The organism is Megasphaera sp. UBA4382, assembly GCF_002391155.1.
In the GTDB taxonomy this organism is placed as follows: Bacteria; Bacillota; Negativicutes; order Veillonellales; family Megasphaeraceae; genus Megasphaera; species Megasphaera hexanoica.
The window spans coordinates 48709-63813 of sequence record NZ_DGRS01000080.1 but is presented as its reverse complement, the minus strand read 5'-3'; the positions used below and the strand labels follow the sequence as shown (position 1 = coordinate 63813).

The 15105-nt window shown below is 51.0% G+C and carries 12 protein-coding genes and 1 other RNA gene; 1 reads left to right on the top strand and 12 read right to left on the bottom strand.

Going from position 1 to position 15105, the window contains the following annotated elements; translation table 11 throughout:
- Positions 1-3: 3 nt before the first annotated feature.
- From B4H10_RS09610 to ssrS, 5 genes are all read right to left on the bottom strand, one after another.
- A complete protein-coding gene (locus B4H10_RS09610) occupies positions 4-1911 on the bottom strand; it encodes a YgiQ family radical SAM protein (protein WP_292018739.1) in 1908 nt (635 codons plus the stop codon).
- Between the two features lie 12 nt (positions 1912-1923).
- Positions 1924-2319: a helix-turn-helix domain-containing protein gene (locus B4H10_RS09605; RefSeq protein WP_292018738.1), complete on the bottom strand. Its 396-nt coding sequence runs from the start codon at positions 2317-2319 to the stop codon at positions 1924-1926.
- Between the two features lie 72 nt (positions 2320-2391).
- Positions 2392-4956: an FtsK/SpoIIIE family DNA translocase gene (locus B4H10_RS09600; RefSeq protein ID WP_234995422.1), complete on the bottom strand. Its 2565-nt coding sequence runs from the start codon at positions 4954-4956 to the stop codon at positions 2392-2394.
- A 35-nt stretch (positions 4957-4991) separates the two neighbouring features.
- Positions 4992-6314 (bottom strand): replication-associated recombination protein A, encoded by a 1323-nt coding sequence (locus B4H10_RS09595; protein WP_292018737.1) that lies wholly within the window; start codon positions 6312-6314, stop codon positions 4992-4994.
- 79 nt (positions 6315-6393) lie between these two features.
- A non-coding RNA gene (gene ssrS, locus B4H10_RS09590) (6S RNA) lies at positions 6394-6572 on the bottom strand.
- A 165-nt stretch (positions 6573-6737) separates the two neighbouring features.
- On the opposite strand from ssrS, the gene B4H10_RS09585 reads away from it, so the two are divergent.
- Positions 6738-7499 (top strand): HAD hydrolase family protein, encoded by a 762-nt coding sequence (locus B4H10_RS09585; RefSeq protein WP_059075549.1) that lies wholly within the window; start codon positions 6738-6740, stop codon positions 7497-7499.
- 116 nt (positions 7500-7615) lie between these two features.
- On the opposite strand, the gene B4H10_RS09580 is transcribed toward B4H10_RS09585, so the two are convergent.
- From B4H10_RS09580 to B4H10_RS09550, 7 genes are read right to left on the bottom strand one after another with little or no spacing between them, the layout of a single operon-like run.
- Positions 7616-8536, bottom strand: a complete 921-nt coding sequence (locus B4H10_RS09580) for a lysophospholipid acyltransferase family protein (protein ID WP_292018736.1) — start codon at positions 8534-8536, stop codon at positions 7616-7618.
- Positions 8537-8546: 10 nt separating this feature from the next.
- Positions 8547-9575: a UDP-3-O-(3-hydroxymyristoyl)glucosamine N-acyltransferase gene (lpxD, locus tag B4H10_RS09575; protein WP_292017242.1), complete on the bottom strand. Its 1029-nt coding sequence runs from the start codon at positions 9573-9575 to the stop codon at positions 8547-8549.
- Between the two features lie 14 nt (positions 9576-9589).
- A complete protein-coding gene (locus tag B4H10_RS09570; protein ID WP_059075546.1) occupies positions 9590-10009 on the bottom strand; it encodes an OmpH family outer membrane protein in 420 nt (139 codons plus the stop codon).
- A 17-nt stretch (positions 10010-10026) separates the two neighbouring features.
- Positions 10027-10965, bottom strand: coding sequence for a hypothetical protein (locus B4H10_RS09565; protein ID WP_075581462.1), 939 nt, complete (start codon positions 10963-10965; stop codon positions 10027-10029).
- Between the two features lie 10 nt (positions 10966-10975).
- Positions 10976-11461 (bottom strand): OmpH family outer membrane protein, encoded by a 486-nt coding sequence (locus B4H10_RS09560; RefSeq protein ID WP_059075544.1) that lies wholly within the window; start codon positions 11459-11461, stop codon positions 10976-10978.
- A 25-nt stretch (positions 11462-11486) separates the two neighbouring features.
- On the bottom strand, positions 11487-12773 hold the full coding sequence (locus tag B4H10_RS09555; RefSeq protein ID WP_292018735.1) for a hypothetical protein: 1287 nt from the start codon (positions 12771-12773) through the stop codon (positions 11487-11489).
- Between the two features lie 28 nt (positions 12774-12801).
- Complete coding sequence (locus B4H10_RS09550) at positions 12802-15102, bottom strand: BamA/OMP85 family outer membrane protein (protein WP_059075542.1); 2301 nt, start codon at positions 15100-15102, stop codon at positions 12802-12804.
- Positions 15103-15105: the final 3 nt, after the last annotated feature.

Sequence of the window (15105 nt, the reverse complement as noted above, 5' to 3'; positions counted from 1 at the left end):
AAATCACCTGAATCCATGGCGCTGCCGGTCTTGAAGCGTTCTGCCCTTCCGCCCCGGGTTTCCGGGCCGGCGGTTCCCTGCCCTTCCCGCAGTCTTTTCCATCCGCGCTTTTCCCGGCCGGCGGGGCGGAATCAGGCAGTGACTGCCATAGCCGATAAGATCCCGCCGTCCGGCTATGCACAGCGCCTTGTAGACAATATCATAATTGGCCGGATTCTTGTACTGCATCAGAGCCCGCTGCATCTGTTTTTCTTCCGGCCGCCGGGCTACGTAAACTTTTTCCCCCGTCAGTGGATTCATGCCCGTGTAATACATAGCCGTCGAGAGACTCCCCGGAGTAGGGATGAAATCCTGTACCTGTTCCGGCTGCATATGCATATCCCGCAAAAATTCCGCCAATGTAATGGCGTCGGCCAGAGTACAGCCCGGATGGCTGGACATAAAATATGGCACCAGGTACTGCTTTTTTCCCAATTTCCGGTTGGCTTCGTCAAACCATTTCTTAAACGTCAGAAAGGCATGTACATCAGCCTTTCCCATTAAATCGGTCACATGCTTTACGACATGCTCCGGTGCCACTTTCAGCTGTCCGCTGACGTGATACCGGCATAATTCTTCTACAAATTTCTTATTGTGATCCGCTAAAAGATAATCGTAGCGCAGTCCAGAGCGGACAAACACCTTTTTGACGCGGGGAATGCGGCGGATTTCCTGTAATAACTTCAAATAATCGTCATGTGACGTGTCCAGATTGGGACAGATTTCACTGCCGATACAATGGCGGTCTTTGCATACTCCGGCCGTCAGTTGCTTTTTACAGGCCGGATGGCGGAAATTAGCCGTCGGACCGCCTACATCATGGATATAACCTTTAAAACCGGGAAGGTGTGTCATATGCACGGCCTCCCGGATCAGAGATTCATGGCTGCGGTTCTGGACAATCGGTCCCTGATGACTGGTAATAGCGCAAAAATGACAATGTCCAAAGCATCCCCTGTGGCTGGTCAGGCTGAACTGCACTTCATGCAGGGCCGGCACACCGCCACAATCATCATAATCGGGATGCCAGCGCCGTGTAAAGGGCAGTTCATAGACGGCGTCCATTTCTTCTGTCGTAAGTGGCAGAGCCGGCGGCGTCTGAACGACATACCGGTTTTCCGACGGCTGGATAATCGTCCGGCCATAGAAAGGATCCTGTTCCTCATACTGTATTTTAAAGGCCCGGGCAAAGGCTTTTTTATCTGCCTTCACCTCCTCATAGGATGGACAAAGTACAGTTTTTTCCGATATAGGCGGCCGGCTGGTCACATAGCAGATGCCCCGGATATGATACATCTCCGCCACGTTTTTCCCCTCAGCCAGGGCATCGGCAATTTCTACGACAGAGTGTTCCCCCATGCCATAGCTCAGGATATCGGCTTTGCTGTCCAGCAATATGGAATGACGTACTTTATCCGACCAGTAATCGTAGTGGGCAAACCGTCGCAGACTGGCCTCAATGCCTCCGATAATGATGGGGACATCTTTATAAGCCTCGCGCATCCTGTTGGCATATACGATGGTAGCCCGTTCAGGTCGTTTCCCGGCTATACCGCCCGGTGAATAATTATCGGTGCTGCGAAATTTTTTTGCCGCTGTTTTTTCATTGAGCATGGAATCGAGATTGCCCGCCGTAATCAGCGCTCCCAGCCGGGGCCGTCCCAGTGCCTTGAATGGTTCTGCACTATGCCAGTCCGGTTGGGAAATGATGCCTACGCGATACCCGCGGCTCTCCAGTACCCTGCCGATAACAGCAGCGGCGAAACCGGGATGATCCACATAGGCATCGCCATTGATATATACAAAATCCAATTGATTCCAGCCGCGCCGTTCCATATCGGCCCTGCTGGTCACCAGAAATTCCTCGTTCATATATTGCCTCTTTTACAAAAGTAACCAGATAATGAGCAGCAGAAATAAAATAATTCCCGACAAAATGGTTATCCCCTGCCACTTGCTCTGACGGTTCCGTTCCTTCTGCCGCTTTTCCCTTTCTGCCCGTTCCGGGCTCTGTGCCACAGGACGCACTTCCGGCCTGGGTTTCCTCGCCAGGACCTCTTCTTTATACGCTGTGACCAGTCCGGCTCCATCCAGTCCCAGATATTCCGCATACGTCCGGATAAATCCCTTGACAAATACGGCACCAGGGATGACATCAAAATCTTCCTTTTCCAGGGCATCCAGATAGCCTTCTTTTATATTGACAGCATCGGACACTTCTTTCAGCGTACGCCCCTGCTGTTCCCTTTCCTGTTGTAATACTCTGCCGATAGAAGACAAAGAACCGCCTCCTTATATGAATATGCCCATGCATACATAGTTAATTATATACTATTCCCCGGAAAAATGATATCACGTGTCTTTATGGAAGAATTTTGCCTGTACTTCCGCCGGTGACATGATGATTTCCCGCGGTTTCTTATTTCCTTCATTCGGCCCGACAATTCCCATGGCTTCCATTGTATCAATCATGCGGGCCGCCCGGGTAAATCCGACACGGAAACGCCGCTGCAGCATGGAAGAAGATGCCTGTCCCGTTTCCAGGACCATGTCGATGGCCTGGGGCATCAGCTCATCTTCAAAAAATCCGGCCGTATCTCCACTGCTTTCACCGGCGGACTGCTGAATGGATTCATCGTATTTCGGTTCTGTCGTGTTCTGATTTTTTATGAACGTAACGAGCTGTTCGATTTCCGCATCCGAGATAAATGCCCCCTGTACGCGGATGGGTTTGGGGGCACCCGTCGGAAAATAAAACATATCGCCGTTGCCAATCAGCTTTTCGGCACCACCCATATCCAGGATAGTACGGGAGTCGGTCTGGCTGGAAACGCGGAAAGCAATGCGGCTCGGAATATTAGCCTTAATGAGGCCGGTAATGACATCAACAGAAGGACGCTGCGTAGCCAGTACCAAGTGCATACCGCAGGCACGGGCCTTCTGCGCCAGACGACAGATAGAATCTTCTACATCACTGGAGGCCGCCATCATGAGATCGGCCATTTCGTCAATGATAATGACGACATATGGCATGGCTTCATCAGGATACTTTTCATTGAAGCTTTTGATATCCCGGGCAAATCCCTGGGAGAACCGCTTATAACGATCATCCATTTCCCGTACAGCCCAGCGCAGCGCATTAGCTGCTTTTTTAGGATCGGTAACGACAGGAGTCATCAAATGGGGAATGCCATTGTATACGGATAATTCGACAACCTTCGGGTCAATCAGTACCAATTTGACATCTTCCGGCCGTTGCTTAAACAGGATACTGGCAATAAACGTGTTGATGCAGACACTCTTGCCGGACCCGGTCGTACCGGCGACCAGAAGATGAGGCATCTTGGTCAGATCGGCAATGACTGGATTCCCGGCAATATCCTTGCCCAGGCTTACAGGCACGCCGCTGGCAGCATTTTTAAATTCATCTGTATCGAGGACATCGCGCAGATTGACCCCCGTACGGGTCTTATTCGGCACTTCAATGCCCACGGCAGCCTTCCCGGGAATAGGCGCTTCGATAAAAACTTGTGTCGCCGCCAGATTCAGGGCAATGTCATCGGCCAGACCGACAATCCGGCTCACGCGCACCCCAGCTGCCGGTTCCAGTTCATAACGGGTGACAGAAGGGCCCTGACTGGCATTCGTCACTTTGGCTTCAATGTTGAAACTTTTCAGTGTTTCCTGCAAAATGACGGCATTCTGACGGGCTTCTTCACTCAGTCCTTCTGCCAGGGGTTTTCCCGGTTTGAGCAGGCTCACCGGCGGCAGGCGGTATGTATTTTCTCCTTTGGCCACCGGTACGGCCGAATGCCCCTGGGGCGCCACATCGACGGCCGTAGACTGGGCATCGATTTCGACTGGCTTCAAGTCGGCCAGTTCTTCCTGCAGTACATCCCGGACAGGCTGTTCCATCGGCTGTCCTTCTTCCTGCTGTTTCTCCGTATCTGGCAGTCCGTCATCATAGTCGTCATCCTGTCGTCCTTCCGGCGGCAGCACGGCCGGAGCCGCCGAAACAGGTGATATATCCAGTTCTTCTGTCAGATCTGGTATACATTCTTCGTTTTCTAGTAATCCATCTCTTTTTTCCGATGTAAAATCCACACGCGGGCCGTGAAGCAGACTATCTTCCTCACGGGATTCCAAAGCCGGCACCGGTTCTGCCTCTGCCACGGGAACGTCCCTGTCAGTCCGGGCCGTTCCTACCGCTTCCGCCTGTTCTTCCTGCTCTTCTTTTTCCAGATCAAAGATATGATGATGTTCATGCCACTGCTGCATAGAACGGGATGCTTCCTGCAATCCCTCTACGGCCTTATCGGATACGCGGGACACCTCTTCTGATGCCTTGTCCGAAACGATGGCTACGGGGCGGGAAATAGACCATTTTTTCCATACGAGCAGAGTCACTATCCCTAAGGCCACAACGACCAGAACGGCGCCAAATTCGCCGAGAAAGGAACGCAGCAGCGAGGCGACGGCAGCACCGGCCGCACCGCCTCCGACGCGCAGCATGGCCGGCATGAATTCTGCCCCCTGGGGAATAAATAACAGGTGGATAAGGCCCAGGAACAACACAAAGAGTACCGTACCTGCCAGCCAGTTCTTCGTAAGGGGCCAGGCCTTGCGTAAAATGATATATTTCAACCCCAGAATCACCATAGACAGGGTAAAAACAATCCGTCCGATGCCAAATATATAGGACAGGATACCATCAATACTATGGCCTGCACTGCCTGTATCAATACCGACAATACCAACGGTCATAAAAATACCGCAGCACAAAAGGACGATGCCAATAATCTCATATTTCAGCAGCGACGGTTCTGTATCCTTTTTTTTCGTTGTACGGCGTACACCCTTTCCCGATGCCTTACGGGGCCGGGATTTTGTCACGCGTCTTGTTTTCCCTTGTGCCAAACCTTTCACCTTCCAAACCATATATGCATTCTGACTTATTTATCACAGCTACGGCGTTTATGCCATTTTTCCGCCATGACATCTTCTTTTCCGTGATTCGTTGCTTCATAATACTGCCGGTCTTTGAGTGGATCCGGCAGATACTGCTGCCGTACCCAGCCACCGGGATAATCATGGGGATATTTATACCCCGCTCCATGTCCCAGAGAAGAAGCTCCCTGATAATGAGCATCGCGGAGCCATGCCGGGATTTCTCCACATCCGCCCCGCCGCACATCATGCAATGCCCGGTCTATCGCCATATAAGCGCTATTGCTCTTGGGCGCGCAGGATACGTAAATGACAGCTTCTGACAAAATAATCCGTCCTTCCGGCCAGCCGACAAGTTCTACCGCCTGGGCAGCCGCGTTGGCTACTACTAGTGCCTGCGGGTCTGCCAGGCCTACGTCTTCAGCCGCACAGATGACCAGACGCCGGGCAATAAAAGAAGGCTGTTCTCCCGCTTCTATCATGCGGGCCAGATAATGAAGGGCCGCATCGGGGTCAGAACCGCGCATGCTCTTGATAAAGGCAGAAATCGTATCATAATGGGCATCACCTTGTTTGTCATACGTATACAGTGCATGACCCATAACTTTTTCTACCGTCTCTTTTTTTAGTCTGCCACCTTCGGGAACGAGCATACAGGCCTGTTCCAGGAGATTCAGTCCGGCCCGGGCATCGCAGTCTGCCCCATCCGCCAGAAGCTGTAAGACACCTGCATCAGCCTGTATATGCAGACTGCCCAGGCCCTTTTCCTGGTCCGTCAGAGCCCGCATCAATATCCTGGCAATATCCTCTCTGCCCAAAGGTGAAAACGTGAGGACACGCAGACGCGACAAAAGCGGCCGGTTCACTTCGAAATACGGGTTTTCTGTCGTAGCCCCGATAAGAATGACCGTGCCGTCTTCTACATATGGCAAAAGCACGTCCTGCTGGCTTTTATTGAAGCGGTGTATTTCATCAATGAAAAGGATAGTCCGCTTCTGATACATCTGTATGGCATCTCTGGCTTCCTGTATGACCTTGCGCAATTCAGCCGTCCCCGCCGTAACGGCATTGACTTTGACAAACCGGCTATGCGTCGCCTGAGCTATCACATGGGCCAGCGTCGTTTTTCCAACACCGGAAGGCCCGTAAAAGAGAAGACTGGGCAGCGTATCTTTTTCAATCATGGCCCGGAGGAAACTGCCCGGGCCGATCAGCGTATCCTGCCCGCAGATTTCATCCAGTGTTTCCGGCCGCATACGCACGGCAAGAGGGGCCAGGAGAGACTGCTGTTCTTCCGCTGCCAGAGAAAATAAATCGTCTCCGTTCATTTGTTCTCACCTGCTGTAAATAGAAAGCCGCCAAGATAACTTAGCGGCACTCAATCTTCACAATGAATTATACAGAAAAAGAAGCCCCACCATGCCGTTTATAAACCAAGTTTTGAGCCTGCCTGAGCAGGTGGGTGTCCTCCTATGGAGTTCGACAGTCCAGTGAAGGCATTGCCTGGCAGCCATAGAGCCCGGACTCCCAATGTAAAAGATGTTGGTTCAAAACACGAGATCATTTTACGAACACAGTAGGGTTTTCTCTTGCATTTAGTATAATCAAATACATAGAAAAAATCAAGACTTGACATATAATTTACCATGTATCTGACTAAAACGGGTGCATGATACGGATTACTAATTGAATATTCCGTTGTTTCTCCGTATAATGTTACTTGATATTTCTTTTATAGAAAGGATTGTATCATGAGGAAAAAATATTTCTTTTTTGATATCGACCGTACCCTGGGACTTGATATATCACAAATCATCCCGGCAGATACGGTATACTGTCTGAACCGCCTGCGCCAGCTCGGACACAGTGTAGCTATTGCTACGGGCAGATTACAATGTGATGGCTTCCGTACAGCCAGTCGGTATGGAATCACATCGCTCGTCAGTGATGGTGGCAATAGTCTCACCATAGATAATACGCTCATAGAAATGAATGGTCTGCCCATCGCCAACTGCCGGGCCCTTCTCCACGAACTGGAACGGCGCCATCTTCCCTGGGCCGTCTTTACAGACAATACAATGGTCCGGCATACGCCATATGAATCGTTCCGCCATCTTGGACAGTCGCAATTATTCCAAACCGATGTAACTCCTGTGGACATCGATTCCCTGACGACGATTTATAAAATCGTCCACGTCCGTCCGGCAGCAGGTGATCCGCCTCTGGATACATATGGTCTCTCCCGGCTTCCGTACATTACCAATACGTATCTCGTGGAACCGACCGATAAAGGTGCCGGTATCCGCCGGTTCATGGAACACGCCGGAGCTCCCCTGGAAGACGTAGTCGTATTCGGCGACGGCCTCAACGACATCGCCATGTTTGTATCACCCTTCTTCCGCATCGCTATGGGAAATGCCCGTCCCCAGCTCAAGGAACGGGCCGATTATATTACCGATGACAATGACAAGGGCGGCATATTCCATGCCTGCCGCAGGTTTGGCTGGATATAAATGGACGAATCCCCAAAAAATTGGCATACGAAGCCTGACTTGCTTCGTATGCCAATTTTTTCATCTATAACCTGCCATCGGATAAAGAATTGCCGGAAAAATCCCTTCTGGCCAGATTATCCTCTGGCAGCCATTTCACCACTTGCTACCTTTTCTTTATAGCGTTTTGTCCATTTCCAACGGTTGTGAAGCCAGAACCAGTCTTCCGGATATTTCCGGATCCGTTCTTCCAGCCGGTCATTTAATGCCTGCGTCGTCGCATAGACGATGCGTTCCTTTTCTTCTTTGGACAGGCGGTGATCCGCCGTATACGGCCGGATGGGCGGCAACACGTCTATGACGTGATGATAAGGTCTGTCTTCATGAATAAACGTAGAAATAATCGGATAATTTTTGATTCCTGCCATTTTAGCCGGTCCGTCAGCCGTCAGCGTATCACGGCCGAACAACCGGACCATAATGCCTGTGTATCCCGGATCCTGATCCATCAAGAGACCGATATAATGGCCATTTTGGAGAAAACGCACCATATCGCGGATTCCCGTCTTGTACGTGACATGCTGTTTCATCATTGCCCGGTATTCGTTGATAAAAGCATCGGCGCTGTGACTGTTCTGCTGTTGGGCCACGGAAATAAGCGGATAACCGTTCATGGCAAGAACCGCTCCCAATAATTCCCAGTTTCCCGCGTGAGAAGCCATGAAAACGGCGCCTTCACCGCTTTCTTTCAGCTCGTCCAGATATTCCTTCCCATGCCAGGTAATCTTCTTATCCAATATTTCTTTCGTATAAATCGGATAGGATAACACCTCGATGATCATAGGTCCAAAGCGGCAGCTGCTCGCCTTGGCAATCTCCATGGCTCTTTCCGGATCATCGGTAATGCCACAATCCAATATCTGCTGCTGAGCCAGCCGCTTTCTTTTTCGGGGGACAAAGGTCCAGAAGAACCAGCCCAGGAAATGTCCCAGCGCACGCCGCACGCCTTCGGGCAGATGGCATATGATCCAGCTTAGTATTTTCATAAATGTATACATAGGCTGCCTCTTATTCAGCTGTCTTTTTTTCTAATTCAGCAATTTTCTTTTCCAGCTGTTTGATTTTTTTCGCCATGTCCGGCAAGTGTTTCAAATATACCTGGGACCGTTTCCATTCCATATGAGGCTGCATCGGATATCCGGCATAGACCTGGTTGCCTTCCGCATTGCCGGTTATCCCGGTCTTTCCCGCAAAAACAGCATTGTCTCCGATGGTAATATGGCCTGTACAGCCCACCTGGCCGGCAAAGATGCAGTGATTACCCGCCTTGGTACTGCCGGCAATCCCTACCTGGGCTATGATGAAGCAGTCTTCCCCGATTTCCACATTATGGCCGAGATGGACAAGATTGTCTATTTTAGTACCCCGTTTGACAACGGTGCTGTCAAGAGTTCCATTATCGATGCACGTACAGGCCCCGATTTCTACGTCATCGCCGATTTTGACATTGCCAATCTGGGGAATGCGCGTATGACGGCCTTCGTTTGTAGCAAAGCCAAAACCTTCACCGCCGATAACCGCATGGGCACGGACGACAAGACGATCTCCGAGCTGGCAGTTTTCGTGGATGACAGCACCGGGATAAATGACGGCATCGTCACCGATAGAGACATTATCGCCAATGAAAACATAGGGATAAATGACGCAGTTCTTTCCTATGCTGACATTCCTGCCAATGACAGCATAGGCCATGACAGCGGCATTGTCCCCCAGGACAGCACTGTCATCTACGATGGCCGTAGGATGAATGCCCCGGGCCACGGTCTGCCGGGGATGGAAGAGCACCAGGAGCTGGGAAAAAGCCAGGCGCGGATTTTTTACCAGTACGAGTGTATTATCCCCGGCCGGGACTTCTTTTTCCACAATGACGGCACCGGCATGAACCTGAGGCAGATATTCCGTATATGGATCTACTGCAAAGGTGATATCCTCCAGACCTGCTTCCTGCAGCCCCTTGATATCTTCAATTTCCCGCGTGCCATCACCGATCACCGTACCGCCCAGTATGGCGGCCAACTCCTGTACTGTCTTCTTCAACATAGTCAACCCCTTTATTGTAATTTCGCAATCAAATCATCGGTTACATCGACGCCGCCGTTGGGAACGACTTCCTTATAGACGATGATGCCGACGTTTTTATCCTTGGCGATATCCCCTAATTTGCTCTGGATATCGGTCATGAACTGACGCTGCATACTGGCTGCGTATATCTGCTTTTCCTGTAATGCCTGCTGCTGTTTCTTCTGGAAATCTTCCGCTGACATGGACTGCTGGGCCTGCTGCAGTTCGGCATCGAGAGATTTGCTCTTTTCTTCTATCTTCTGTTGATACTGCTGTACGGCCGGTGCTTCTTTCTGTACGCGGCTCATATCTACATAGCCTACTTTATCTTCACTACCGCAGCCGCTGAGTACGGCAACTGCCGCTATCATGCATAAAACAGCAGCCAATCGTTTACCTATCCGTTTCATTCGTATAATGCCTCCTGTTATGCCAGCTTGACAATGATATCATCGGTCACATCCAGCGCCGTGCCGATGCCTTCGTATTCAGAGAATATGATATCGATTCCCTGTTCTTCCGCAACGGCCGCCGCTTTATCCCGGATATCTGCCAGGATGGCTTCTTTCTGATCCTTCATTTCTTTTTCTTTCGCTTCAAGTTTCTCTTTCCAGGCCGCATTCCAGACAGCCGGTTCCGGACGCTTCCCAAAAGAATCCATTTGTTTCGTGAACAATTCCCGACTGGATTGCTGCCGGGCCGCCAGTTCATCTTTTACCTGAAGCGCATATGCCTGCAGTTCTTTCTGTGCTTTTTCCTTATCGGGAGCCATGGCAGCGGCAATATCCGCCGCTGCAGCCGCGTCCGTCTGATGGTCGCCGCCGTTTTTGCGCAACAGTGCCTGCAGTTCCTGTTCTGCTGCCTTACGTTCCGACGGAGACAGGGCCAATGCAGCCAGTTTCAGCCGGAGATTGACGATCTTCAGATTTTCTTCATCAGAAAGGGCCGGCTGTGTCTGCCGGCGTTCCCGGATCAGAGTCTGATACCGCTGCTCCAATGCCGCATTCAATTCATTCTGTTTAATGGCCACCCGGGCCTGTAATTCCTGATCCAGAGCCGCTGATGACAACGCATCGGTCATAGAAAAGTCTTTCGCCGCCTGCCCCTGGGATGCGGCCTGCTTCGAGTAATGCCACTGTTCAAACTGATACTGGGCTACCATCGCATTATATTCCAGTTCCAGGCGATGGTACTGGCTGTACGAGGGATGGCTCATCATGATGTGTTCTACATCGGCGCAGGCAATAACCGGCCCTTTTTCTGTAACAGGCACAGCCGGCGTCCGGCTGTGCATCATCCAGAAAGCCACAGCCAGGCAAAAGGCCAGCACTACGGCGCCAGCAGCTGCCGCATAATTACGCTTCATGGCAATATCCTTACTTGGACTGGGATTCACTCAGTTTCTTGGAAACCTGTTCTGTAATATCCTGACCACCATAGAGAACGGCCCGTTTATCGACGACAAGGCTCAGGCCTTTCGTGCTGGCAACGCTGCCGACGGCTTCATCGACTTTATCTTTGACGCCCTTATAGATGTCTTCTTGTTTTTTCGTCATTTCTTCCTGAATCTGCTGATAGAGCTGACTCTTCTGTTCATCGGTCATACCCTGGGACTGTTCTTCAAATTTTTTCTTGGCATCTTCCGAGGCCTGCTGCATTTCTTTCTGTGCATTGGCTACATCCTGATTATCGGGCGGAATGACCTTGCTCATATCGACGACGCCGATATTGCTGGACGGCGCCGCACTGACGGGATTGCCCATCTGCATGACGGCAATGCCGGCAACACTCAGTACAAAAATCGCTGCAATGACAGCGGAAAAAATCTTGACATTCTTTTTCTTACCCATTTCTGACATCATAGTAACATTACTCCTTTGCAATTCCTTATAAATAGCCAATAACCCGCAGCCACGTATCGTGGCCGGAAATGATATATTCCAAACCGACGTATTCATGGAGACGGTACAAGAGTCCCGCCTCTTCATCATGGTTTGTCAGATCTTTATCGAACCGGAAAGACCAGCGGCCCCCTAATTCCTGCCGCAGCCAAAGATGATGTCTGTCATCCTGGCTTTCAAAATTATATCCCATCCAAGTTCCCTTTCGGGGCTGATACCCGTAACCGGGAATGAAGTTCCAGGCTACAGAAGCAGGCATGAATTCCACGTCTGTATACAACTCATGGTGTTTGCCGATTTTTCTGCCCACATGGGCCCGCAGGACCGTATTATCTTCTTTATCATGATAGGCATCACTGTCCCTGCTGACGTCTATGTAGGCCTGTGCGCGGACATCGTAAAAATCCGTTTCCGATTTTAAATGGATATCTATATTTTCAGCAACGGAAAGACTGGGAAGGACGCGCAGCTTATATTTCTTTATGACCCACTGGTCATTCAGATGCTGCTGCAAATCACGCTCTACATCGCGCTGATGGCGGCGCACAAATGCAACAGGCAGGCCATTCAGGCCTGCATAACGGTCTTCCATATGCTTGCGCGTACTGAGAAAGATGATCTTGGGCAGGTTTTCCGCATCGACGCGGACGTTGACATTGCGCACAACGGGAAGTACCGGCAGAAAATACACTTCTACCGTCGTATCCGCGCCGGGCGTAATGACAATGTGCGGATAAAATTCTGGAAGTTCTGTCTCCAGTTCCGTCTCCATAACAGCCTTGACCGTGCCATTTGCCCAGTCCAGAGCATCGACGGGAAGACCGGTCAGGAGATTTTCAATAAAAGCCGAAACGCCGGTCAGGTCCCTGCCAGCCATTTCTTGTCCCAATGTCGGAAGAGATCCATAGTCAAAGCGGACATGTACCCGGCGTATGGTACTTCCCCAGGGGCGGATCTGCACAGACAGCATCGTTTCCGGTCCCGGCACGAGTTCGATATGTTCGACCGTATACCCTATGAGCACGCGGTCCGTAATGTCGTAAACCATGCGGGTATACTCATCCTGCCGGTTCAGCACGGCCTGGTCATCGGCACCGAGGAACACGTGGTTCCCAATTGTCTCAATGCTGGCACATATCCTCTTCTCGACAAGAGGCGGTATGGCCTCTCCCAGAGAAGAGACGCGTACCGCCACATGAGTTACGGGTGCCGCTATGGCACTACCTAGACTAGCACAGACAAAGAGAATCGTCAATAAACAAGTGCGAAACACGACGTATCCCACCTATCGTCTGCATACATCAGAACTTACCACCAAAGCTGAAGTGGAACTTGCCGCCATCGTCGCCGACGCCGTAATCCAGGCGGATAGGCCCGATTGGCGTCGTGATGCGGAATCCGAGACCGGTGGAAACGTGGATACTGTCATCGTTCTGATACCAGGGGATATTTTCCGTTCCATCCCAGGCAGAACCGGCATCGACAAAGAAGACGCCTTGGATTTTCTTGGCAATCGGATAGCGGTATTCTACCGTCGCCGCATACATCTTGTTGCCACGGAATTCATCGTCTTCATAGCCACGCAGGTTATCGGCGCCGCCCAAAGTGAAGAGGTCATAGTACGGCATATCGCCGTTGGCATAGCCGCCCATAAAGCGCAGGGCAATGACATGCTTGCGGCCTACTTTGTAGTACAGACGGTTTTCAAAAGTCAGTTTATAGTAATCGAAGTCACCGCCCAGGCCATGACCGGCAATAGCTGCCGTGTAGGAAATCCTCTTGCCACGGGTCGGATCATAGACATTATCACGGTTATCGAAGACGTGGGACCAGGTCAGGCTGTTCGTCCGGCCAAAGTTCTTGCCCTCGTAATCCATACCTTTAAAGTCATATCCTTTATTACGAGAATCGTCTGCTCCCCCTTTATAGTAGAATCCACTGTTCCATTCATCGTATTTCGTCCGTTTCGTTTCCAACGTAACGTAATCGCTGACGTATTCGCTGCGGACGCGGCCATAGGTCAGGTTGAAGCCTTTTGTTTCCCGGTCGTAATCGGCAACGGAATTGCCTTTTTCATCGTAATCTTCGTAATCGTATTCCCGGTTGAACAGGCTGAAGCCGATAGAATCGCCATGGTCATTGAGCCACGGATGGGTGTAGGAGAACGTGTAATTGTGATTGGAATCAGTTTCACCGCCAAATTCCCAGTTAATGGCTACCTTGTCACCAGTACCGCGGAAATTGCTTTCCGAAAGCCCCAACAGGCCTACCATACCGTTCGACTGGGAATAACCGCCGCCAATGGAAATCTGGCCGGTCTTGGCTTCGACGACGTCGATTTCCATGATGACGTCGTTGGGATTCTTTTTGCCCGGCAGCATGCGGACGTTAATATCTTCAAAGTACCCCGTATTGTAAATCCGTTCCACACTGCGGCTGGCGGCGGCACGGTTAAACACATCGCCTTTCTTCATGCGTACTTCCCGGGTCACAACACGGGATTTGGTCTTGGTATTACCGCGGACGACGACATCTTCCAGATGGCATTCCGTAATGCCGATATGAAGGATACCCTTGCTGTCCAGCGTCGCATTGGATACATGGCTGTACATATAACCGTCTTTCGCATAGAGGTTATTGATGTTGGCTACGTCTTTACTGATGATGGTACTGTTCAGCGGTGAACCCGGTACGAACTGGATCATCTGCTGGAGCGCTTCCGTCTTATAGACTTTATTGCCGGTAATTTCTACACCGTTGATGACGGGATTGAGCTGTACGGCATAATTCAGGGCCACCCCTTCCGGCACGTTGGTAAAGGAAGGATGGACCGTCGAGAAAAGACCGGTAGAACCGATGACATTGACATCATGGCGGACATAATCGGCACTGACCGTATCACCGACGCGCATGGCTAATTTCGGCAGCAGGTAGGCTTCAATGGCCGGGTCCGGTACAGGGCCAACGCTTACTGCCGTCGTCACTTTATTGGCATAAGGAGCGATGGATTCATCGGTGACAACATTACCATAGGGCATGGTGCTTTCCTGCCCTGGCTCCAGTACCGCCATAGGATACTTGGGAATCGTCGTATCGATTTGTACGTCACCGAGGCCGGCCATGTACGGCACAGAGGCTCCGGGGAGGCCTTCTTCTTTAGCCGATTCTGCTGTACCGACCGTCCCCTGTTCGTATCCCGTATTGCCGCTGATGACGGACTTTGCCACCTGGCTCTTCCGTTCCTGTTCGGCCTGTTCAATTTTTTCTACCTGTTCTTTTTCAGCCGGCTTGCGTACGTCTTCCGGCTTTTCCCCCTTGGCAATGGCTGCCAGTTCTTCATCCGTTTCGTACCCCGTAAGGCCGGATTTTGCATTCTTCATGACGGCTTCTGTCTCCGGCGTTGAAGCACTGGTCACTACCGTATTGAGTGCCATAGGCTTTCCTTCGTCTTTTGCGGTCATGTCTGAAGCGGATACCTTTTTTTCTACGGTCTGTCCGGGATCTGCATCATAGCCTGTTGCCGTGTCTGCAGCCCATACGGGACTTGTCACCATAGCACTGGTAATCATCATCAATAAAAATTTCTTATTCCGTGTTATCATAAG